At 46.0% G+C, this 21,420-nt stretch carries 23 protein-coding genes; 13 read left to right on the top strand and 10 right to left on the bottom strand.

Annotated features, from left to right (window positions below):
• Positions 1–38: 38 nt before the first annotated feature.
• Positions 39–1,427, top strand: a complete 1,389-nt coding sequence (locus tag IQ263_RS20505) for an FAD/NAD(P)-binding protein (RefSeq protein ID WP_228050224.1) — start codon at positions 39–41, stop codon at positions 1,425–1,427.
• Positions 1,428–1,453: 26 nt separating this feature from the next.
• Here the strand turns inward: IQ263_RS20505 and IQ263_RS20500 are convergent, their stop codons facing one another.
• On the bottom strand, positions 1,454–1,909 hold the full coding sequence (locus IQ263_RS20500; protein WP_339384907.1) for a 2OG-Fe(II) oxygenase family protein: 456 nt from the start codon (positions 1,907–1,909) through the stop codon (positions 1,454–1,456).
• A gap of 99 nt (positions 1,910–2,008) precedes the next feature.
• Complete coding sequence (locus IQ263_RS20495; RefSeq protein ID WP_194069767.1) at positions 2,009–2,677, bottom strand: cadmium resistance transporter; 669 nt, start codon at positions 2,675–2,677, stop codon at positions 2,009–2,011.
• Between the two features lie 218 nt (positions 2,678–2,895).
• On the opposite strand from IQ263_RS20495, the gene IQ263_RS20490 reads away from it, so the two are divergent.
• Entirely contained in the window at positions 2,896–4,182 is a 1,287-nt protein-coding gene (locus tag IQ263_RS20490) for a sulfonate ABC transporter substrate-binding protein (protein ID WP_228050223.1), read from the top strand.
• Positions 4,183–4,208: 26 nt separating this feature from the next.
• Here the strand turns inward: IQ263_RS20490 and IQ263_RS28775 are convergent, their stop codons facing one another.
• The 4 genes from IQ263_RS28775 to IQ263_RS20475 all read right to left on the bottom strand — a co-directional run bounded on the left by IQ263_RS28775 (position 4,209) and on the right by IQ263_RS20475 (position 6,331).
• Positions 4,209–4,616: a 2OG-Fe(II) oxygenase family protein gene (locus IQ263_RS28775; protein ID WP_339384906.1), complete on the bottom strand. Its 408-nt coding sequence runs from the start codon at positions 4,614–4,616 to the stop codon at positions 4,209–4,211.
• Positions 4,617–4,656: 40 nt separating this feature from the next.
• Positions 4,657–5,214 (bottom strand): 2-oxoglutarate and iron-dependent oxygenase domain-containing protein, encoded by a 558-nt coding sequence (locus IQ263_RS28770; RefSeq protein ID WP_228050222.1) that lies wholly within the window; start codon positions 5,212–5,214, stop codon positions 4,657–4,659.
• Between the two features lie 36 nt (positions 5,215–5,250).
• Complete coding sequence (locus IQ263_RS20480) at positions 5,251–5,643, bottom strand: carboxymuconolactone decarboxylase family protein (protein WP_194069765.1); 393 nt, start codon at positions 5,641–5,643, stop codon at positions 5,251–5,253.
• Between the two features lie 85 nt (positions 5,644–5,728).
• Complete coding sequence (locus tag IQ263_RS20475; RefSeq protein WP_194069763.1) at positions 5,729–6,331, bottom strand: beta-class carbonic anhydrase; 603 nt, start codon at positions 6,329–6,331, stop codon at positions 5,729–5,731.
• A 295-nt stretch (positions 6,332–6,626) separates the two neighbouring features.
• On the opposite strand from IQ263_RS20475, the gene IQ263_RS29975 reads away from it, so the two are divergent.
• From IQ263_RS29975 to IQ263_RS20420, 11 genes are all read left to right on the top strand, one after another.
• The gene (locus IQ263_RS29975) at positions 6,627–6,812 is read left to right on the top strand and encodes an FAD/NAD(P)-binding protein (RefSeq protein ID WP_194069784.1); all 186 of its coding nucleotides are present in this window, start codon (positions 6,627–6,629) and stop codon (positions 6,810–6,812) included.
• 120 nt (positions 6,813–6,932) lie between these two features.
• A complete protein-coding gene (locus IQ263_RS20465; protein WP_194069761.1) occupies positions 6,933–7,979 on the top strand; it encodes an aliphatic sulfonate ABC transporter substrate-binding protein in 1,047 nt (348 codons plus the stop codon).
• Between the two features lie 408 nt (positions 7,980–8,387).
• A complete protein-coding gene (locus IQ263_RS20460) occupies positions 8,388–9,215 on the top strand; it encodes an ABC transporter permease (RefSeq protein WP_194069759.1) in 828 nt (275 codons plus the stop codon).
• A gap of 52 nt (positions 9,216–9,267) precedes the next feature.
• Positions 9,268–10,020 (top strand): ABC transporter ATP-binding protein, encoded by a 753-nt coding sequence (locus IQ263_RS20455; protein ID WP_194069757.1) that lies wholly within the window; start codon positions 9,268–9,270, stop codon positions 10,018–10,020.
• A gap of 20 nt (positions 10,021–10,040) precedes the next feature.
• The gene (locus IQ263_RS20450) at positions 10,041–10,862 is read left to right on the top strand and encodes a class I SAM-dependent methyltransferase (protein WP_194069755.1); all 822 of its coding nucleotides are present in this window, start codon (positions 10,041–10,043) and stop codon (positions 10,860–10,862) included.
• Positions 10,863–10,925: 63 nt separating this feature from the next.
• The gene (locus tag IQ263_RS20445; RefSeq protein ID WP_194069753.1) at positions 10,926–12,134 is read left to right on the top strand and encodes an acyl-CoA dehydrogenase family protein; all 1,209 of its coding nucleotides are present in this window, start codon (positions 10,926–10,928) and stop codon (positions 12,132–12,134) included.
• Between the two features lie 338 nt (positions 12,135–12,472).
• Positions 12,473–13,552 (top strand): sulfonate ABC transporter substrate-binding protein, encoded by a 1,080-nt coding sequence (locus IQ263_RS20440; RefSeq protein ID WP_194069751.1) that lies wholly within the window; start codon positions 12,473–12,475, stop codon positions 13,550–13,552.
• Between the two features lie 24 nt (positions 13,553–13,576).
• A complete protein-coding gene (locus tag IQ263_RS20435; RefSeq protein WP_194069749.1) occupies positions 13,577–15,280 on the top strand; it encodes a fumarate reductase/succinate dehydrogenase flavoprotein subunit in 1,704 nt (567 codons plus the stop codon).
• Positions 15,281–15,428: 148 nt separating this feature from the next.
• On the top strand, positions 15,429–15,656 hold the full coding sequence (locus IQ263_RS20430) for a 4Fe-4S dicluster domain-containing protein (protein ID WP_194069747.1): 228 nt from the start codon (positions 15,429–15,431) through the stop codon (positions 15,654–15,656).
• Positions 15,657–15,686: 30 nt separating this feature from the next.
• Positions 15,687–16,661 carry a HEAT repeat domain-containing protein gene (locus IQ263_RS20425; protein ID WP_194069745.1) on the top strand — a complete coding sequence of 325 codons (975 nt, stop codon included), beginning with the start codon at positions 15,687–15,689 and terminating at the stop codon, positions 16,659–16,661.
• Positions 16,654–17,754: an Mrp/NBP35 family ATP-binding protein gene (locus tag IQ263_RS20420; RefSeq protein ID WP_194069743.1), complete on the top strand. Its 1,101-nt coding sequence runs from the start codon at positions 16,654–16,656 to the stop codon at positions 17,752–17,754. The genes IQ263_RS20425 and IQ263_RS20420 overlap by 8 nt, the downstream gene beginning before the upstream one ends.
• Before the next feature lie 96 nt (positions 17,755–17,850).
• On the opposite strand, the gene IQ263_RS20415 is transcribed toward IQ263_RS20420, so the two are convergent.
• The 4 genes from IQ263_RS20415 to IQ263_RS20400 all read right to left on the bottom strand — a co-directional run.
• Complete coding sequence (locus tag IQ263_RS20415; RefSeq protein WP_194069741.1) at positions 17,851–18,447, bottom strand: TetR/AcrR family transcriptional regulator; 597 nt, start codon at positions 18,445–18,447, stop codon at positions 17,851–17,853.
• Positions 18,448–18,489: 42 nt separating this feature from the next.
• The gene (locus IQ263_RS20410) at positions 18,490–19,272 is read right to left on the bottom strand and encodes an ABC transporter permease (protein ID WP_194069740.1); all 783 of its coding nucleotides are present in this window, start codon (positions 19,270–19,272) and stop codon (positions 18,490–18,492) included.
• 17 nt (positions 19,273–19,289) lie between these two features.
• The gene (locus IQ263_RS20405) at positions 19,290–20,534 is read right to left on the bottom strand and encodes an ABC transporter substrate-binding protein (RefSeq protein ID WP_194069739.1); all 1,245 of its coding nucleotides are present in this window, start codon (positions 20,532–20,534) and stop codon (positions 19,290–19,292) included.
• Between the two features lie 3 nt (positions 20,535–20,537).
• A partial coding sequence (locus IQ263_RS20400; RefSeq protein ID WP_228050221.1) for an ABC transporter ATP-binding protein occupies positions 20,538–21,420 on the bottom strand: 883 nt, incomplete at its 5' end.

Raw genomic sequence — 21,420 nt, 5'->3', positions numbered from 1 at the left:
ACATTCCTATTCTTTTTGATGCTGATAGGGTTCCTAAAATGCTGACTTCCGATCCTCTAACAACGATCGCGATCGTCGGTGCTGGCTTTAGCGGTTGTCTCGTAGCGGCTCACCTGTTGAAAACTGCCGACCGCCCCCTGCTGATCGAGCTGATCGATCGCAGTCACGAGATTGGCCCTGGAGTTGCATACAGCACCGATACCACCAGCCATTTGCTGAATGTATCCGCAGGCAAGATGAGTGCCTTTTCCGACGATCCCGGTCATCTGCTGCGCTGGCTGCAAGATAACCGCAGCGAATTGGCGGCATTCCTGCCCGATGACCCGAACGCCAGCAGTTTCATTCCCCGTCAGATCTACGGGCTGTACATTCAGTCGATTCTGGAGGAAGCGGTCGCTGCGGCACCGAGTAACGTCCGGTTGGAGCGGGTGATCGATGAAGTGGTGGCAGTGGAGCCACAAGCCTCATGTGCGATCGTCTCCCTGCGGAGCGGCCGTGCTTTCGTGGCAGACAAAATTGTCCTGGCAGTGGGAAACGCGCCAGCAGTTCCGAGTGCATCGCAAACTAAGACCAATGACACCCCTTACCTTCGCAATGCCTGGTCAGCTTCGGCGTTGGCAGGGCTTGAGCTTGAGGCGCCCGTGTTGCTGATTGGCACTGGACTGACAATGATGGATATGGTGGTGTCGCTCCACTCGCGCCACCATCAAGGCAAAATTTACGCCGTGTCTCGCCGGGGCTTGTTGCCACTGACCCATCGCTCGACCAAACCCTACCCGGCCTTTTTGACCCCAGACACTGCGCCCAAAACGATTCGGGGCTTGCTGCGGTGCCTTCGGAGTGAGGTGGAGACGGCGGCCCAGCAGGGTTACGACTGGCGATCGGCGATCGATTCCCTACGTCCCATCACCCAGCAACTCTGGCAACAACTCGGCCGGGTGGAGCAGCGACGGTTTTTGCGCCATGCCACTCCCTATTGGGATGTGCACCGGCATCGGATTGCTCCTGAAATGGGGGATGTTGTCCGGTCAATGCTGGATTCAGGGCAACTGACAATTACCGCAGGGCGCATTCAGGACTATCAAGCGGCAGAGGCGGCGGTGGCTGTTACCGTTCGCGATCGCCAAACGCAAACGAATCGGGTCTTGCAGGTCAGCCGTGCGGTGAATTGCACAGGGGTACAAACAGATTATCGCCGATCGCCCCAATCTCTAATTGCCAATTTGCGTGCCCAAGGGTTGATCCGCCCCAACGACATCGGTTTGGGATTGGATACTGCCGCTGATGGTGCCGTATTAGATGCTCGGGGCAATCGTTCAAGTCTGCTCTATACTTTGGGTACCCCGCGCAAAGGTGATTTATGGGAAACAATTGCTGTCCCAGAACTGCGCGATCAGGCACGGGCATTCGCTGCGACGGTGTTGTAGTCGCCAATGCCAGTGCGGGGAGTATGTCAAAAAACTTGCTGGCGCAATTGGGGAAAAATTTTTGCAACTTTGTTCAGGACATAATCGCCGTAAGTGCCGCGAAACTCGCGAACGCTGGCTTTGTCCCAACGTTCGTTCTTGTTGTCATCGACAACCGCTCCTTTGATTTCGATCGGGTGGAGTTCAGCATTGAAATTGGGATCGAAGAAGAATGGAAACCAGAGGCGAGCTCGTCCTGACACATTCTTGACTCGATGAGGAGTAGAGCGATAAAGTCCACCTGTGAGGCGATCGAGCATATCGCCAATGTTACAAACAAATGAATTGGCGATCGGCACAGCATCAATCCAGCCCGATCGTGTCTTCACTTGCAACCCGCCTAAATCATCCTGTTTAAGAATCGTGAGCAGACCATAATCAGTATGCTCAGCCACTCCCCAGGATTGCCCTTGGGGATGGCTTAGGAATGGATAGTTGAAGATGCGAAATAAAATCAGGGGATCGGTCGCAAGTGCGATCGCGGAAGTAAGATGCGTCTTCGTTCAAACTTAAGGCAATGATTTTTTGGATACCTTTGTCTGTCAAGTGTTAGGTAGAAAAAGACGATAGGATTCGCTGTCCATTAGAATTCTGAAACCCAGCCACATCAGCACGAAGGGAAAGAACTTACTCGCATAACGGCTGAGTACCAAAGCAATACCAGGTAAATGCGTCAGAGTATAGGACATACACAGCCAGCAGCCAACAATTAAATAGCAAATAGGTATGATTACGGACAGACTTTGGATTGAGCTAGTCGCAAACAAAGGGATATAGATCCCAAGATTGTTGCCGCCATTAGCAATCGTAACCGAGGAGACGCGATAGGTCTGCGGATCGCGAATTACATCCCACAGAGTTCGCTTTCTGGAATCAAATCCTCGAAATTTAGAGTTTCTTTTCAGATTGGCTGACTTATCTTCGGCTGAATCGTCCTTATTAAGATCGATCAAATTTTTCAAGCCAATCAGTATTGGCAGAATCCCCAGTAGACCAGTCCAAGTTGACGGAATCACTAGCCCCATTAAGAAACCAACTAAACTTACCATCACCAATACCGTGAACCCCAGAATCTCACCAACCACAACGTGCTGAGGACGAAAAGTGCGATTAACTTCACTGAAGAAGGCAGTCAGATAAATATTGTCGTCAAACGTTGTTGCGACAGCAGCAGCTAGCCCGATCTTAATTGTTGCAATTAACCAATCCATTACCATTCCTCACTCAACACCTATCCGATCGCCGAAACGAGCGATCGCTCAACCATTGTACAAATTACCACAATGTCGATAGGATAATGTGAGTATCTCCTATTTGGGTGTAACGAGCGAGCAAATCTGGTAGTTTATGTATCAAGCGGTGCTTTGACTCGATCCCCCATCTTCAATTGATCCAGCATCCATCACCTGTGTTTATTAAAAGAGTCATTATGATTAGCCCTTTGATTGACCATCTGCCTAGAGGCACAGGTCGCCACATCTTACGATCGCTCAGATCGACCATTTGCAGATCCCTTGCCTATCGGTTTGCCGGTCTATTTTCTATCAGCCTTGTCTCGGTTTTGGTCTTGACTCTGGCTTTTGAGCCTCCTGTTGTTGCCGCTTCTGCCTCTGGCAATGTACTCTCCCCTCTCATAAATCAGGTAAATCAAGTCACACTACCTAAAGACTCAACAACTCGGGTACTGGAAACCGTGGGACTGTTTGCCGGAGGCATCATTTTCTGTCTAGTTTTGGATCGCTGGTTTTCTAACCGTTCTGCTCACTCTGGCAACACGCCCTTAGCTGAGCAAGCGCGGCGGCTCAAGCAACTCAAAATTGGGTATCCAGAGGGGATGACAAATCTGGAAGTTCTCCGCGCTCGAGGCTTGCTAGAAACTCGTTTGCAACCATTCGGGCTGAGTATCACCTGGTCAAGCTTTTTATCAGCCTCTTCTCTAATAGAGGCCCTAAGCAACGGAACGATTGACTTCTGCGGTGGCGGTGGCACGGCTAGCATCTTCTCTCAAGCAGCGGATCATGTATTTGTGCGGGTGGCTAAAGAAAAATATACCGCTCCCAAAGGTCAAGCGATTCTGGTACCGTCCGATTCCCCCATTCAGACGCTTTTTGACCTCAAAGGTAAGAAGATAGCTTTTGACAAAGGCTCAAGCGCACATTATGTGCTTGTGCGAGCGCTGGCGAAAGTAGGACTGGAGTTGAGCGACATTGAGCCAGTTTATCTAACACAGCCAGAAGCCCTGCCCCTATTTCGCCAGGGTGAGATCGATGCTTGGGTGGTTTGGGTTCCCTACACAACAACTCAGACCCGAAGCGCTTACCCAGGACGCTCGATCGCAGACCTAGATAGCATATTTGGTGACAAAGCTTCCGTGGAAGTTCCCACCTACTACTACGCGATTCCAGAGCTGGTACGTGACTATCCTGACTTGCTCAAGGTGATTTTAGAAGAAGTAAACGAAGCTGGAGCTTGGGCTAAGAGACAAGAATTAGAAGCGGCTCAGCGATTGGCAGAGCATCATGAAATCGATCCATCGATCGTAGAAACTTTACAGCAACGTAGTGCCGAACGCGCCATCATCCCGATCGACGACCAATCGCTCACTGCCTTACAGCACCAGGCAAATATGTTTAGAGATCTAAATCTGATTCCTGAGCGGGTGAATGTGAAAGATGGAACCTATAGCTTGCAAACCAGGCAAAACTGGACTTATTAATCTGACACTCCAACCACTAAAATTGGTCAAAAAACTTGCTGGCGCAATTGGGGAAAAACCTTTGCAACTTTGTTGAGGACATAATCGCCGTAAGTGCCGCGAAACTCGTGAACGCTGGCTTTATCCCAACGTTCATTCTTGTTGTCATCGACAACCGCTCCCTTGATTTCGATCGGGTGGAGTTCAGCATTGAAATTGGGATCGAAGAAGAATGGAAACGAGAGGCGAGATCGTCCTGACACATTCTTGACTCGATGAGGAGTAGAGCGATAAAGTCCACCTGTGAGGCGATCGAGCATATCGCCAATGTTACAAACAAATGAGTTGGCGATCGGCACAGCATCAATCCAGCCCGATCGTGTCTTCACTTGCAACCCGCCTAAATCATCCTGCTTGAGAATCGTTAGCAAACCATAATCGGTATGCTCAGCCACTCCCCAGGATTGCCCTTGCGGATTGCTTAGGAATGGATAGTTAAAGATGCGAAATAAAATCAGGGGATCGGTCGCAAGTGCGATCGCGAAAGTAAGATGCGTCTTCGTTCAAACTCAGGGCAATTCCAGTCATTAATGCGTGACCCAGTTGGGTCATAACTGTTAGATATTCCAGTATTGTTTCGCGAAACTGCGGAATATTTGGAAACAGGTTTGCTCCGTGCATGGGAACACCCGATCGAACAGCCGGATGAGTTTGATTCAATTCCGATCCCAAATAAATTCCTTCTTTCAAATCTGGTTTACCACTCGTCAGTTCACCTCCAACCGGAAAGTAGCCGCGCCATGCCCGACCTCCCAGCGCCATCCGAATTTGCATTTTGGTTTCTAAATCTAGAGCAAAAAACTGACGACTGAGTTGCTCCAAACGGTTTTGCAAGCCTTGGTCTACACCATGCTCGACAATGTAAAAAAAACCTGTGTCGCGGCAAGCTTGTCGGATTTGGTTTGCAACAGTATCTACGGGATTATCCGATACCAGCGAACTAATATCGATAACGGGAATCTGAGAAACATCTACTGTTAATTCAGTTGCCATTGAGATGGATTATAAGTAGTTGAGATTGAACGCCTTTTATAATTTGAATTGTTCATCCACCGGAATTTGATAGCCATTTGCTAGTCGATTAGTGGCGTTGGCGGTTGCCACGATCGCCATCAGTTCCCCAAATATGGCATCATCCATTCCCTTGGCTCGCCCTGCTGCTGTATGAGATGAAATGCAGTATGGGCAACCATTTGTAACGCTGACAGCAATGTAGATTAACTCGCGGGTCAGGGGATCTAGTTCTCCCGGAGCCGTCATCACCTCCTTCACATTCTGCCAGGTACGTTGCAGGGTAGGCGGATGGTTGGCGATCGCTTTCCAAAAGTTGTTGATGTACTCGATTTTGCGTGTCGCACGAATGTCGTCATACACTGCGCGTACTTCATCATTTGCGTCTTCGTATTCAATCAAATGGCCCATAGTTGCAATAATGGTGAGAGCGTGAAAAGCACGCTTTTCATAGTTGAGAAAACCGCAAAACATTCTGCATTTTTGCGATCGTTCTTTACGATGACGCGATCGCTGCAACTGTTGCTAGACCGACTTCAGTTGCGCTGGGTACTTCAATCAATTGCCCTGTTTTCACATCATAAATAAAGCCATAAATCGGAATAGTTGGTGGCACAAGGGGATGGTTGCGAATTCGTTTTACATCCACAAACACGCTTTCTGCCAAATCTTTGAACGTTAACCAATCCACAAATTCACCTTCCGTCGAACCTGGACTTTGCCCAACATCTCGCCAACCGTTTTCGTTAATTAAGGCGGTTTCCAGGCTATTTGTCAATAATTCCCGGATGATGCTGTCGGTAAAGAGTTGCATCCCACAGTCCGTATGGTGAATAACGAACCATTCAACAGTTCCCAATAGCTTGTAAGATATTACGAGCGATCGAATTGCGTCATCGCTTGCCCGTCCTCCAGCGTTACGGATGACATGGGCATCCCCTTCTGCCAGCCCAGCATATTTGGCAGGATCGAGGCGAGCGTCCATGCAGGTCAGAATGGCAAAGCGACGACCAGGAGGCAGGGGCAAATTGGCTTTGTCACCAAAGGCGGCAGCATATTCCTGGTTAGCAGACAGCACTTCTTGCAGAACTTGACTCATGCTTGAATTTTCCTGAATAGTTGAGCGATGATTGCAGGTGACAACAAAATACGGTATATCGATAAGTAAACCGTATTTTAGCAAATGTTGCCGTTATTGAAATGTTCCAGAGATACCTTTTGGATTTTGACGGCAGTTATGGCAGCCCATGACCAGATTCTGAAGCGATCGCCAAAATACCGTCGATCTGGGTTGTCGGTCAGTTAATGAGTGTGACAACTTCAAATACCGAAAATACTGACAAGCCGAACTCTTCTATTTGATGTTGATGTGGTTCCGACAATACTGATGATTTCTGATACTCCAACAACGATCGCGCGCGACCGTCGGTGCTGGCTTTAGTGGTTCTCTAGTAGCGACTCACCTGTTAAAAACAGCCCACCGCCCCTTGCTAATCAAGCTGATTGAGCGCGATCGCCATATTGGCAAGGGAGTTGCCCATACCACCACCAACAGTCGAGTTGGTCATTATAACTATTGATCTTGAGTGTGCCTTGCTGTAAGATAAATCGAATACTACGGTAAACCGATTGATTTATCGTATAAATTACGTAAGTCCTAATTAAGCGAGACATTCAGCAAGGAGTTGAGGAGACCAATCATGAGCAAATGGTTTGCCATTGCCAGACGTAGGTTACTGCTATTTTTTATTTCTGGGCTGTTTCTAGCGGTATTAGTCAATGCCTGTAATTCTTCCTCTCCTGGAACTAACACTACAGCAGCATCTCCAGGCTCATCTCCTACGGCAGTTCCTACGGTAGTACGTTTAGATTATGCCTACTACAATCCTGTCAGTCTCGTACTCAAAGAAAAAGGCTGGCTAGAAGAAGACTTAGCCAAAGCCAATATCAAAGTCGAATGGGTTCTCAGTCAAGGTAGTAACAAGGCATTAGAGTTTCTCAATGGCAGCAGCATTGACTTTGGCTCAACTTCTGGTGCTTCCGCACTGATTGCCAAAGCCAATGGCAATCCCATCAAATCTATTTACGTTTACTCTAAACCCGAATGGACGGCATTAGTAACTACTGCAAGTTCTTCCATTCAAAAAGTCACAGATTTAAAAGGTAAGAAAGTTGCAGCAACGCGCGGAACAGATCCGTTTATTTTCTTATTGCGTGCCTTGGATCGAGTCGGTTTAACTGCCAAAGATGTAGAAATTGTGCCTTTGCCCCATGCTGACGGTAAAGCTGCCCTTGAGAAAGGCGATGTGGATGCCTGGGCTGGCCTCGATCCATTTATGGCACAGACAGAAGTAGAAAAAGGCTCGAAACTCTTCTTCCGCGATACTAAACTAATTAGCCAAGGCTTTTTGAATGTCCGCGAGGCATTTGCTAAACAATATCCTGAACAAGTTAGTCAAGTGCTCACCGCCTATGAGAAGGCACGGAAATGGGCGATCGCAAATCCCAGCGAACTCAAGCAAGTGGTGATTAAAGCATCGAAGTTGACAGAAGCAGTAGCAACTAAACAATTAGAGGAGCGAACCAATCTCTCAAACTCATCGATTGGTGACGAACAAAAAGCCGTTATTAGTGCTGCCGGAGATGTCTTGAAAAAAAGCGGCGTGATTGAGAAATCCGTTGACGTGACTACAGTAGTTAACGATTTAATCGATCCGCAATATGTAGCAAAGATTGCCAAATCCTAAGTAAAAAACATCTGCTTTGGATATATAGCGATTCTTAAACAAGTGAGGTACGTAGTTGGGCTTTAGCCCTCTTAATTGTGCTTATGTAGTAGGTGAGGTAAGCTGTTGAACCTTTAAAACAGATTGTAGGGTGCGTCAGTCCGAAGTGTTTCCCGTTTAAGCGTAAGTCTTGTAGCTGACGCACCTACTTACTTCGTTAGCGATCTAAATGCGTAACAGCTTACGGGAGCATCTCATATTTGTAAAAAGACTTCTTTTGACTCCTTCTTTCTTCCTCTTTCCTCCTGTCTCCTGTCTCCTGCCTCCTACCTCCAATTTCTAGCTTGGCTGCAAAAGTGAGATGCTCCCCAGCTTACGCTTCCAGCAATTAGCAATTAGCCATTAGCAATTAGCCATTAGCAATAAGTTATGGAACAAAGACTTGCGATCGCAATACCAAGGGCGCAAACAGGTAATATCTGGCAATTCCTCAGTCGTCTGGGCAGAATAAAAGGCTTGCTCTTGCCAGTCTTTCTCTTAATATTCTGGGAAAGTCTGTCTAGGTTTGGTTTGGTTGCTCCTAACTTGTTACCTGCTCCCTCAACTGTTCTCAAAACAGTATGGGAACTCGGTGCAGCAGGGGAACTATGGCAACACATCGGCATTACACTCTATCGAGTCTTTGTTGGCTTCCTAATTGGTACATTTTTTGCCACTATTCTAGGAGGATTAACAGGCTATTCTGGCCTAATTCACGATTTACTCGACCCACTTTTGCAGTCACTCCGTAACATTCCTTCCCTCGCATGGGTGCCCCTATTCATCCTTTGGATGGGAATTCATGAGCCTTCCAAAATTGCTCTGATCGCCGTTGGAGTCTTCTTCCCCGTTTACTTAAATCTGATGAGCGGCATTCACAATGTCGATCGCAAATTGGTTGAAGTTGGCAAAATTTATAGACTTAACGATTGGCAGCTTATCAGCCGTGTATTCTTGCCCGCGACATTGCCTGCCTACATCGTCGGTTTGCGAAGTGGCTTGGGTTTGGGCTGGATGTTTGTCGTGGCGGCTGAATTGATGGGAGCCAGTCAGGGCTTAGGCTTCTTATTAATCGACGGGCAAGCGACTGGACGACCGGCCATCACCCTTGCTAGCATTCTCCTGTTTGCTATTTGCGGAAAAGTGACTGACTCAGCGATCGGCTTTGGATCGCATTGGCTACTCCATTGGCAGGATGTTTACGCTTCCAACCATTAGTTCAAAGCCTTTGTTTCAAGCATTCATTCAAAGCGCCAAGGAGGAAATATATATGCTACTCATCGAAGGACTACATAAGCGATTTAAAAATGGCTTTGTAGGGTTGGAGTCTATTGATTTAACTGTGAATCGTAGCGAGATTGTGAGTTTAATCGGTACGAGTGGTTGCGGCAAAAGTACACTTTTACGAATCGTTGCTGGATTAGATTTGCCAACTTATGGAGATGTGCGAATTGACAATATTCGCATTGACAAACCTCATCCCGAAATTGGTGTAATCTTTCAAGAACCTCGCCTGATGCCTTGGTTAACCGTCTGGGAAAATGTGCAGTTTGGTTTGCATCATTTACCGAAGGATGAACGCAAGGCACGGGCAAGTGATGCTCTAGTTAAGGTTGGATTACAAGATTTTGCTCGTTTGCTGCCGCGCCAATTATCAGGAGGAATGGCTCAACGGGTGGCGATCGCCCGTGCCCTTGTGACTAATCCTTCTATTTTATTGCTAGACGAACCCTTTAGCGCTCTGGATTCCTTTACTAGAATGCAATTACAGGATCGTCTGTTAGAAATTTGGCAATCCGATCGCCAAACCATGATTCTTGTCACCCATGATGTTGAAGAAGCACTGATTTTAAGCGATCGCGCGATCGTCATGCGTGGCAATCCTGGACGCATCCATCTCGAGCTAAATATCGATCTTCCCCGTCCCCGCAGGCGTACCGATCGCGATTTGCAATATTGGAAAGAAAAGTTGTTAAGTACCTTGGATTTATCCAATACGCCAACTGTTCCTTTAGAGGTTTAAATCCCAACTTGACTTAAATTATGACTACTAAATTACTTCCAAACTACGATCCTACGCTTTTTCAAGGAGCGATTTCTTATTACTTGCAATATCGACCGCGCTACCCAAAGGCTCTTTACGATTTAATCTCACAGAAATTTCAATTAGATGGCCAAGGCAAGCTTCTCGATCTCGGCTGTGGGATTGGCTTGGTAGCGATCGCCTTACACGATCGATTTCAATCTGTTTTAGGTATCGATCCAGATCCAGAAATGCTCGAAGTTGCCAAGCAAGAAGCTAAACTGGCTCAGGCTTCAAATATCACTTGGGTAAGGGATTTAGCAGAAAATATTTCCCCGGCAATTGGTACATTTTCCCTTGTCACCATTGGTCGTGCTTTTCATTGGATGGATCAAGAATTGGTGCTACAGCGTAGCTACGATCTGCTCGATCGCACCAGTAACCCTAATACGGGGATAGTCATTATTCAAACTGAAAAAGATATTTGGTCGAATGAATCTGTTTGGGCACAAAATGTGCTAGCTACGATCAAACGGTGGCTAGGAGAAGAGCGGCGTGTGGGTTCTAGTAGCGTTCCTTTGCTCTACAAGTCTGATTTAGAAGTTTTGGACCGATCGCCATTCGCGCGGATCGAGCGCCATAATATTGACTTTCAAAAACAATGGACGATCGATAATTTTATTGGTTATCTCTACTCCACCGCTTACTGCCGTCGTGATTACTTTAATGGCGATACTTCTGTATTTGAAGCGGAAATTAAAGCAGCAATTCTCAGTGCTGAACCTTCAGGTCAGTTTGTTGAAGATGTACCTATTTCTGTTTACTTTGGTTTTAAGGACTGACCAACCTATAGGAATCCTAAATCCTTTGTACCTCATTACTTCCCTCAATTTTGGATCGTCAATATGAAAATATCCCTTGTAGACTCGAAAAGCACAACACAGCAAGACAGCAAGCAAGATTATGTAGCGATCGCGCGATCGCTTGCTCAAGAATTTGCTGCTACTGCCATCGAACGCGATCGTCTTGGCGGTACGCCAAAGTATGAACGCGATCGCCTTCGTTCTAGCGGTTTGCTCGGTTTGATTATTCCTAAAGAATATGGCGGTATTGGCGAAACGTGGATTACTGCACTCCAAATTTCCCGCGAGTTGGCAAAGGCTGATAGTTCTCTAGCTCATGTTTACTCCTATCACCATTTAGGGGTAGTTATCCCGCATCTTTTTGGCACGGAGGAACACAAGGCACAGTTCTACAAAGATACAATGACAAACAATTGGTTCTGGTGCAATGCTCTCAATCCTCTCGATCGCCGTGCGACTTTAACTCCTGATGGTATAGGCTTTTTACTGAATGGTACAAAAAGCTTTTGTTCTGGCTCTAAAGATTCAGATATCTTACCCATCACTGCGGTTCGTCAAGATACCTCGGAACTCACGATTATTGTAATTCCCACTCGAAGAGAGGGTGTAAAAATCCATGACGATTGGGATAATATCGGGCAACGTCAAACTGATAGCGGTAGTATTAGTTTCGACCAAGTGCGCGTTTATGAGTCGGAAGTATTTGGCGATCGCACCCGTGCTGATATTCCTTTCCGTACTTTACGAGCTTGTTTGACGCAAATAAATCTTGCCCATATTTATCTGGGTATTGCCGAAGGAGCATTTGATGCTGCTAAAGACTATACCCGCACCCAAGGACGACCTTGGTTGACTTCCACTGCTCCTAGTGTGACGGAAGATCCCTACATTCTCAAGCACTACGGAGAAATGTGGGTCGATTTGCAAGCAGTTAGCAGTTTGACGGATCGAGCCGCCGCCATTCTGCAAGCAGCTTGGGAAAAAGGCATAGATTTAACAACAGAAGAACGTGGAAAATGCGCGATCGCGATCGCAACGGCCAAAATTGCTGCCACCAAAATAGGTTTAGATGTGACAACTCGCATTTTTGAAGTGATGGGGGCGCGTGCTACCACCAGTAAATATGGTTTCGATCGCTACTGGCGCAATCTGAGAACGTTTACGCTACATGATTCTGTTGACTATAAAATTCACGATCTGGGTAACTGGGTACTCAACGATCAGCTCCCTAATCCCAGCTTTTATACGTAAAAATCATCCTTCAAAAAGGATGTTTTATCTTCAATTTTTCTCCAGAAACTTGGTTGATGGACGGAGAGCATCCCGAATTTGTACAGTATTTACGCAACTGCACAATTACTAAGGTGCTCTACTACGATCGAACCCTAACGACTCGTTCAATCGCTGCGTCTGACGCACCCTACAAAATCGGGAGGCTACCTGATGGACTGAAGTGCTGTAACCATGAGCGATCGCACCCCAAAATCTTAACCTCCGAAAGTAAATAACTATTAACTCCGGTAAAAGTATCGACATACAGTAGTATACTGCCAATAAAGTTACTCTCAATCCCTTTCTTATTGATATTTATGTGGATTAAGTTCTCAGAAACCCAGCCTTTAAGCATTTTGACTTACTACCGCCAAAATTTCCTTTCTCCAAGAGGTGGCAGTCTTTCCCTGCTGTTTGCAACCGGACTCGGATTGACTCTGGGAGTAACAGCTTGTGCTTCCAGCGCTAGCACAACGGACACAGCCAATAAACCCACCACCCCAACCAACAGTGCCGCACCTGCAAAAAGCGTTACTGTTAACATCGGCTTCCAAAAATCGGCTACTGTTCTCAACGCCCTCAAAACCAAAGGCGACTTAGAAAAAGCCTTAGCCGCCTCCAAATCTTCTGTAAAATTTGTAGAATTTCCGGCTGGGCCACCATTATTAGAAGGAATGAATGCAGGCAGTATTGACTTCGGCTACACAGGAGAAGCGCCGCCAGTTTTTGCTCAAGCTGCCGGAACGCCATTAGTTTATGTTGCTTACGAAACATCCAATCCTCAGTCTGAAGGGATTGTGGTTCCCAAGGATTCACCCATACAAACTATTGCCGATCTGAAAGGCAAAAAAGTTGCTTTTGCCAAAGGATCTAACACCAATTACTTCATAGTTAAAGCCTTAGAATCGGCGGGACTTAAATACAGCGACATCACTCCAGTTTTTCTCAAACCAGCAGATGCACGGGCGGCTTTTGAAGGCGGAAATGTAGATGCTTGGGCAATTTGGGACCCGTATTTAGCAGCAGCAGAAAAAACCGCAGGCGCACGATTGATCGAAGATGCCACAGGAATTGCTGCGAATCGAGGTTACTATCTCGCTCGTAAGGCTTTTGTTGACGAACATCCTGAGATTTTGAAACTCATTTTAGATGAGGTAAAAAAGGTAGATAAATGGGCGGCGGGCAATCCAGTAGAAGTTGCTAAATTTTTGGAGACGCAATTAGGAATAGAAGCTTCCGTCTTAGAAGTGTCAGAAAAGCGACGTAAGTATGGCGTTTCTCCCCTGACGGATGAAGAGATAGCCGGACAGCAGCAAATTGCTGATACTTTCCATAAATTGGAGCTTATTCCTAAGCCAGTTCAGGTTAAAGAAATCGTGTTGAAAGATAGTAAGTAGAGTCATTAGCAAGGGGAAAGGAACGTGAATACTCAATGGATAAAAACCGATGTGTTGGTAATTGGTGGCGGTACGGCTGGCACGATGGCTGGCATCAAAGCTAAACAGGCAAATCCTGATAGCGAAGTGCTAATTTTAGAAAAAGCAAATATTCGCAGAAGTGGTGCGATCGCCATGGGAATGGATGGCGTAAATACTGCTGTCATTCCCGGGCATTCCACACCCGAACAGTACGTCCGCGAAATTACCCTTGCTAATGACGGTATCCTCAACCAAAAAGCTGTTTATCAAACCGGAAAATTAGGCTATGAAGTCATCCAAGAGTTAGAAACTTGGGGAGTAAAATTTCAGAAAGATGCTCAGGGGAACTACGACTTAAAACAAGTCCACCGCGTCGGCAAATATGTGTTACCAATGCCCGAAGGTAAAGACCTCAAACAAATTTTAACTCGACAGGTGAAACGCCATAAAGTTAAAGTTACCAATCGAGTCATGGCAACCCGCGTTTTAGTACAAAAAGGACGCGCTACTGGAGCCGTTGGCTTTGACGTGCGAAATGGCGATTTTGTAGTAATTCAAGCCAAAGCTGTCATACTTTCTACAGGTGCTTGCGGCCGTTTAGGACTACCAGATTCTGGCTACCTTTATGGAACCTATGAAAATCCGACTAATGCCGGAGATGGCTATTCAATGGCTTACCATGCCGGCGCAGAACTTAGTAACATTGAGTGCTTTCAAGTCAACCCGTTAATTAAAGATTATAACGGCCCTGCTTGCGCTTATGTTGCCGGCCCCTTTGGCGCTCATACTGCTAATGCCGAAGGTCATCGCTTCATTAGTTGCGATTATTGGAGCGGTCAAATGATGCTGGAAATCTGGAAGGAGTTAAACTCTGGCAAAGGGCCGATTCAATTAAAAATGACTCATCTTGATGAGGATACTATTGCTGAAATTGAGTCAATTCTTTGGTCGAATGAGCGGCCGAGTCGAGGCAGATTTCATGAAGGGAGAGGGGAAAATTATCGCTCTCACGGCGTGGAGATGCACATTTCCGAAATAGGGCTATGCAGCGGCCACAGCGCCTCTGGTGTTTGGGTGAATGAAAAGGCAGAAACAACTGTACCGGGACTCTATGCAGCCGGAGATATGGCCAGCGTTCCTCATAATTATATGATCGGCGCGTTTGTGTTTGGCAGAATAGCAGGAACTAATGCCATTGATTACATTCAAGATTTAGATTATATCGAGCCGGATGCGGAATTTCTGGAAGCAGAGAAAGCACGGATTTATGCACCTCTAAATCTGCCGAATGGAATACCTCACACGCAAGTAGAATATAAGTTGCGGCGTTTGGTAAATGATTATTTACAGCCGCCAAAAGTAGGGAATAAACTGGAAATTGGGCTGAATAATTTTGTCCGCTATCACGACACCTTAGAGGAAATGGGTGCTCGCGATGCCCATGAGTTAATGCGCTGCATGGAAGTTCACTTTATTCGCGATTGTGCGGAGATGGCCGCGAGGGCTTCTTTATATCGCCGCGAGACTCGTTGGGGGCTTTATCATTATCGATTAGATTACCCTGAAAAGAATAATGAAGAGTGGTTTTGCCATGTTAATTTGAAAAAAGAAGACTCGGGAGAAATGAGATTGTTTAAGCGTCCAGTTGAACCTTATATTGTGGAGGTGGATTTGCATAAAGAGGATTATGATGTTGTCGCTCGTTGAGTTATTATAGAGAGCGAACATTTATTTCACCTTACATCTTGCACGATTCTCCTGAACAGGCTTTCCGGCCTGTTCCACAAAATTAATTTTCTTGTGGGGTGGGCCTCCTGCCCGCCCGTGAAAGGTCTATTAACAATTACAACTAACTATGGCTTTAATTACACAACGAGTTGATGTTCCCGTCACTGTAGATGAGTCTAAGTGTTTGGAAAAATGCCATGTCTGCATTGATGTTTGTCCTTTGGATGTATTAGCCAAAAATCCAGAAACAGGCAAAGCTTACATGAAATACGATGAATGTTGGTTTTGCTTACCCTGTGAAAAAGAATGTCCAACTAATGCAATTACGGTGAAAATACCTTTCTTGTTGCGCTAATTTTGTTCTACTTTGTAGGAATTGTAAAACATGAATGCTGAGATTGATAGCGAATTAAATCAATGGTTAGAAATGTTGCGATCGCCCGATCTCAGCGATCGCCTCGTTGCTGTTAAAAATCTACAATATTTGGGCGATGAAGAAGCTACAAATGCCCTACTTCTTGCCCTATCCGATGACAGCATTGCCGTTCAAAAAATTGCCATATCTGCCCTTTGGGAAATTGGCAACCCTGTCGCTATTCCCGCTTTAATCGAGTGTCTAGGTTCCGCCGATATCGATATTCGCCAAGAAGCATTATCGGCTTTGAATGAATTAGTTTCACCCACTGACTTACAGCAACTCCTAGATGCCCTTCACCGCGACAATGTTAATATCCAACTCAATATCTTAACTTTGTTAAGGAAGATTCACGATGCTCAATCTTTACCAGATATTTTACCATTTTTTGCCTCAAAAGTTCCTGAATTGAGAGCGGCAGCGGTAACTACTCTCAGCTATCTCAATCAGGTGGAAAAATGCCCCCAAGCTTTAGCTCTAATATCTGATGCAGATGTCAATGTTCGTCGGGCGACAGCTTTAACTTTAGGACATTTAACAGATCCAGAAATTATCTTTATTTTGTGTCAAACCCTCAAAAGCGATACTGACTGGCAAGTGCGACGAAATGCGGCTAAATCTTTGACAATTCATGCCGATTCTGCGGCAATTTCTGCACTGGAAACGGCGGTAAGTGACGAACACTGGCAAGTCCGCAAATTCGCGTTACAAGCTTTGCAAAAAGTGCCCGATGAACGAGTGCTACCTGCTTTAATTAGAGCCTTGGCTGATGAATATTCAGATGTGCGAAAAGAAGCCGCGATCGCCCTCGGTAATCTTAGCAATCCTGCGGCGATGAATGCGCTACAGCAATCCCTCGACGATCCCGATAAAGAAGTCTCTATCTTTTCTGAAAGAGCAATTCAAAAAATTCAAAAATTACTGCAAAATTCCCCCAATGCTTAATTCTTCCTCCTTACCAAAAACTGACTCACATCTACCCTCAGAAAACCCCGATATTTTGGGAGAATTGCGACAGCAAGAAGTTGTAAACTATCTCAAACAAGTCATCGAACCCTCCCTCAAAAATGATATCATCAGTTTGGGAATGGTGCGAAATTTGCGAATTGTTGATGATTACATTTATTTGCGCCTTTATATTGGTTCGCATCAGCAAGACTTACAAGCAAAGATTGAATCTATTTTATCACCTATAAACTGGTGCAAAAAAACTTATATTCAAATTTGCACTATAGCCAACGTGCGAACTACCTTAGCTATTTCTAGCGGTAAAGGGGGAGTCGGAAAATCTACAACTGCCGTCAACTTAGCCGCCGCTTTAAAATTACAAGGGGCAAAAGTAGGCTTACTAGATGCTGATGTTTATGGCCCGAATATTCCTCAAATGTTAGGCTTAGGACAAGCAGATATCGAGACAGTTAATACTGCCAAAGGTCAGAAATTTTTACCCTTGGAAGCCCAGGGAATTAAACTGATGTCTGTGGGTTTACTAGCCGAACCAGAACGCCCTTTAGCATGGCGCGGCCCCGTTCTCCACAAAATTATTACTCAGTTTATTCAAGACGTAGAATGGGGCGAATTAGATTATTTATTAATTGATTTACCCCCAGGAACCGGAGATGCTCAAATTACCATTGTGCAAGAAAGTCCGATTTGTGGAGTGATACTTGTTACTACGCCGCAACAAATATCTATTTCCGATGTTCGTCGCAATATTTATATGTTTCGTCAGGTTGGGGTTCCGGTTCTTGGCATTATTGAAAATATGAGTTATTTAATTTGCGATCGCGATTCACAACCGCTGCAAATTTTTGGTAGTGGCGGCGGTAAACAACTAGCAGAAGAACTTCAAGCGCCCCTTCTTGCCCAAATTCCTATAGATCCGCGCATCTGTGCGGGCGGTGATACAGGAAAACCGCTAACAATTGCAGATCCAAACTCGGCGGTATCTCAGATTTTTATGCAGATAGCCGCAGGACTAGATGCTACTTTTTCTCCTGCGATCGCTACCGATCTACAGCTATTTTCCGGTGAGTGAGATACAGATAAACTTGGTAATCTCCCAACTTTTGCCCTGCAAGGATTTTCGGTATTTTTTTGAGACAATTTAGCACAGTAAGTACGGAAGACCCAATTATTTAGACACAAGTTCATTTTGCAAGGATGCTTGCAACAAATAACGACACCCATCAAGGCAATATTGTAAGCGCTCAGGGTTATCGTATAAGCGTCCTAGCAATAATGCCCCCTCGATCGCACTCAAAAGCTGTTGTGCCAGTCGTTCAGGATCGATCTCTGGCTTAAGTTGAGCGCGGCCAGCAAACAGCAAACTAGCTATTTCCTGCTGCCACTCATCAAAAACCTGGATCAGATGTTGACGAAATGTAGGGTCATGTTCCACTAGCTCTACAATCAAATTACCAAGAAAACAGCCAGCACAAGGTTTTTCAGCTTGATGAATGGTTTCTAAGCGATCGATCATTAGAAAAAGTTGGGCGATCGCATCAGTCTGAATTTCACCAAACAGTATAGACTTTAGCTTGCTCCACTTCCAGTCAATTAGAGCATGACCTAGCTCATCTTTCGAGGCAAAATAGTTATAGAAACTACCAGAAGAAATACCACTATGGGTTAGCAACTCTTTCAACCCAGTTGAGTGAAATCCTTGGCGGTGAATCAAATCTAAAACAGCAGACAATATATCTTCACGAGTACGTTTGAGGTTGACCATTAACACAAGAAATCTCGACAGCAAGAGTATCCTAACCTTTAATTAAGACTGATGAGTCCATTGCTGATAAGCAAATCTTAGCGCACTATCTAAACCATAACCAATGACACCAATAATTAAAATTACAGCCATTAGTTCTGAATAAGACAGGCGATCGCGCGTATCCAGAATATAATACCCCAACCCCGCACTGACACCGAGCATTTCCGCTGGAACCAGCACCATCCAAATAATACCAATTGCCAAGCGCACGCCAGTTAACAGGTGGGGCACAATCGCTGGAATAATCACCCCAGCAATTGTTTCCCAACGGGTGGCACAAAGACTTTGGGAAAGTAATAACCATCGTGGATTGACGGCTAATACGCCTGCGGTTGTGTTTAATACCAGCGGCCAGATCGCGGCGATCGTTAGTAGGAAATAAACAGGCAGATCGCCAATGCCTAAAACCATAACTGCCAGAGGCATCCAAGACAAGGGGGAAATCATCCGAATAAACTGGAACAGAGCAGAAGTAGTTTGCTCTAAAGGGCGAGACAAACCCAATACCACCCCCAGGGGCACCCCGATCGCGATCGCCACCGATAACCCCACCAACATCCGCCGCAAACTGGTTGTGATATGGGGAACGATCGCACCTGTGCCAAATAGCTGTATTAGGGCAACGACAGTTCGCTCTGGGGAAAAATCAGCTACAGTCGGATCGCTGTGCCAAAGTGGAGTTGTCAACACCCACCAGATTAGGGAACCACCGAGAAGCCCTGCTAGGGGTAGAGGAAACTTAAGCTTGAAAGATGATTTCAGAGGAGTAAGAGTGGATGTCATAAATTTAATTTAGATGGTTAGATGGCGATCGTCTCAGAGCGAGAGAAGTTATCCTGTAAACCAAAAGTCTTTAATCCACCAACCTGTTGTATCGCTTGTTTAACGAAGGAATCATCTACCAAATCTTTGGCAACCTCCTTCGGATCGAGCGCTTGCAAAAAAGCCATATCTCCCTCAACCTGAGTATCTTTCAACAACCGCACCAATTCTTCTGTATAAGAAGGAAAAGGATAGGGCTGGAAATCAATGCGATTAATGTCCCAGTCAGGATGCACAATAGCGCCCTGCTTGCCGTACACCTCTTTTTCGTAGTAAGTCAGGGTACGTTTCAGTACAGGTAAAGGATGGGGTGTATATTTGCCGCTACCATCTTTTGATAAAATCTGGGCTGTTTCTTCGCGATTGTCTCGAATCCATGCCTGAGCTTTAACAATCGCATTAACCACACTCTGCGTCCATTCTTGACGTTGGGTAATATCTTCTTCATGCAGAAAGACAACGCAGCAAGCATGATTCTTCCAGACATCTCCCGTAAAGCGGAGAATTTTACCGGTTTTCAGGTTTTCAGCCGCCGCATTAAAAGGTTCTGCCACAATGTAACCCCCGATCGCTTTATTTGCTAATGCTGACACCATATCCGGCGGGGGAAGCACGACCAAATTCACTTCATTGGCGGCTAATTCTGCATCTTTTGGTTTTCGGGTAACTATCAATCCCTCCTTCTTCAGCACTTGTTGCAAAACAACGTTATGGATGGAGTACCAGAAGGGAATCGCGATCGTTTTCCCACCCAAATCTCTCACCGTTTCTACTTCAGGCAAAACTGTAAGCGCCGATCCGTTAACGTGGTTCCAAGCCACAACCTTAGCGGGAAATTTGCGCCCATAACGTAGCGATACCGTGATGGGTGATAGCACATGAACTACATTCACCTGACGGGCGAGAAACGCTTCTACCACTTGCGCCCAAGAGCGAAACAGGCGCGGTGGTTCAGCCGTTAAGCCCTCTGCTTCATACAGCTTTTTAGCGTGGGCAATTAGCAAGGGGGCTGCATCAGTAATCGGTAGATAGCCAATCTTTACTGGTTGGTCAGCGCTGGATTTGCTAGGAGTCGGGCTAGCACTATTCCCTGCTTGGGGTGTGGTTGATTGGCAACCATTGGCTGCTAAAGTTAAACCTAGAGAAGTAGAAAATAGAGCCGTCATTTTCAGAAAATCGCGCCGACTCATACCGCAGCAGGCACAGACATTAGGCAATGTCATAATTTAGTCTCCTATGAAAGCATGAGGAAGATTGGCAGATGTATCCATCACGGTGGATAAAGCCTCTAAGATGGTGAAACGAGTTTCAGTTAGGGTATGGGCTTGCTGAAATCGGGGTTTAGGTTGCGTGATGTCCCAAGTTTGGTAAATTCGCCCTGGATGTCGCGCCATTAATACGACGCGATCGCCTAGTAGTAGCGCTTCGTCAATATCGTGTGTCACCATCAAAACTGTTGTTTGTTGTTGGGTAATGATTTGCAACAGCAAAGCTTGCATATCCAACCGAGTAATTGCATCTAGGGCGCTGAAGGGTTCGTCCAGTAGCAGCAGTTGGGGGCGACGGGCCAGTGTTCTTGCTAGTGCTACCCGCTGCGCCATCCCCCCCGACAACTGATGTGGATAACTGCGCTCAAACCCCTGTAATCCCACCTGGGCGATCGCGACTGCAATGCGCGATCGCAGTTCTGGCTTTGTTAGCGATCGCATCTGTTTTAGCCTCAGTCCAAAAGCAATATTCTGGGCGACAGTAAGCCAAGGTAACAGACAAGGATCTTGAAACACAACGCCTACTTGAGGATGACTTTTACGGACTGGAATGCCGTGCAGGTATATTTCACCGCGATCGGCTGTCTGCAAACCTGCGATCGTTGCTAGCAGGGAGGACTTACCACACCCACTCGCACCCAGCAAACAAACGACTTCACCAGAGTGAACCTGTAAGTCAATACCATCGAATGCAGTCAAATACCCTTGGCGAGTTTTGTACTGCTTCTGCAAATTTTGGACTGAAAGCAGAGGAGTCACCCGATCTTGCCAAGTTTCATTTGTGAGTGATGCAATAGAAGGTTTGCTCATATCCGTTAGAGGAAAGGGGATGGGGGAGATG

The organism is Tychonema sp. LEGE 06208 (assembly GCF_015207505.1).
Classification (GTDB): domain Bacteria; phylum Cyanobacteriota; class Cyanobacteriia; order Cyanobacteriales; family Microcoleaceae; genus Microcoleus.
Note: the sequence above shows the minus strand (reverse complement) of the source record. Positions and strands in the feature narration are given on the sequence as shown.

What these genes read in the sequence shown, in the direction of transcription:
- IQ263_RS20505 (WP_228050224.1), top strand. Translation starts at nt 39, where the DNA reads ATGCTGACTTCCGATCCTCTAACAACGATCGCGATCGTCGGTGCTGGC.
- IQ263_RS20495 (WP_194069767.1), bottom strand. Translation starts at nt 2,677, where the DNA reads ATGGATTGGTTAATTGCAACAATTAAGATCGGGCTAGCTGCTGCTGTC.
- IQ263_RS20490 (WP_228050223.1), top strand. Translation starts at nt 2,896, where the DNA reads ATGATTAGCCCTTTGATTGACCATCTGCCTAGAGGCACAGGTCGCCAC.
- IQ263_RS28770 (WP_228050222.1), bottom strand. Translation starts at nt 5,214, where the DNA reads ATGGCAACTGAATTAACAGTAGATGTTTCTCAGATTCCCGTTATCGAT.
- IQ263_RS20480 (WP_194069765.1), bottom strand. Translation starts at nt 5,643, where the DNA reads ATGGGCCATTTGATTGAATACGAAGACGCAAATGATGAAGTACGCGCA.
- IQ263_RS20475 (WP_194069763.1), bottom strand. Translation starts at nt 6,331, where the DNA reads ATGAGTCAAGTTCTGCAAGAAGTGCTGTCTGCTAACCAGGAATATGCT.
- IQ263_RS20465 (WP_194069761.1), top strand. Translation starts at nt 6,933, where the DNA reads ATGAGCAAATGGTTTGCCATTGCCAGACGTAGGTTACTGCTATTTTTT.
- IQ263_RS20460 (WP_194069759.1), top strand. Translation starts at nt 8,388, where the DNA reads ATGGAACAAAGACTTGCGATCGCAATACCAAGGGCGCAAACAGGTAAT.
- IQ263_RS20455 (WP_194069757.1), top strand. Translation starts at nt 9,268, where the DNA reads ATGCTACTCATCGAAGGACTACATAAGCGATTTAAAAATGGCTTTGTA.
- IQ263_RS20450 (WP_194069755.1), top strand. Translation starts at nt 10,041, where the DNA reads ATGACTACTAAATTACTTCCAAACTACGATCCTACGCTTTTTCAAGGA.
- IQ263_RS20445 (WP_194069753.1), top strand. Translation starts at nt 10,926, where the DNA reads ATGAAAATATCCCTTGTAGACTCGAAAAGCACAACACAGCAAGACAGC.
- IQ263_RS20440 (WP_194069751.1), top strand. Translation starts at nt 12,473, where the DNA reads ATGTGGATTAAGTTCTCAGAAACCCAGCCTTTAAGCATTTTGACTTAC.
- IQ263_RS20430 (WP_194069747.1), top strand. Translation starts at nt 15,429, where the DNA reads ATGGCTTTAATTACACAACGAGTTGATGTTCCCGTCACTGTAGATGAG.
- IQ263_RS20425 (WP_194069745.1), top strand. Translation starts at nt 15,687, where the DNA reads ATGAATGCTGAGATTGATAGCGAATTAAATCAATGGTTAGAAATGTTG.
- IQ263_RS20420 (WP_194069743.1), top strand. Translation starts at nt 16,654, where the DNA reads ATGCTTAATTCTTCCTCCTTACCAAAAACTGACTCACATCTACCCTCA.
- IQ263_RS20415 (WP_194069741.1), bottom strand. Translation starts at nt 18,447, where the DNA reads ATGGTCAACCTCAAACGTACTCGTGAAGATATATTGTCTGCTGTTTTA.
- IQ263_RS20410 (WP_194069740.1), bottom strand. Translation starts at nt 19,272, where the DNA reads ATGACATCCACTCTTACTCCTCTGAAATCATCTTTCAAGCTTAAGTTT.
- IQ263_RS20405 (WP_194069739.1), bottom strand. Translation starts at nt 20,534, where the DNA reads ATGACATTGCCTAATGTCTGTGCCTGCTGCGGTATGAGTCGGCGCGAT.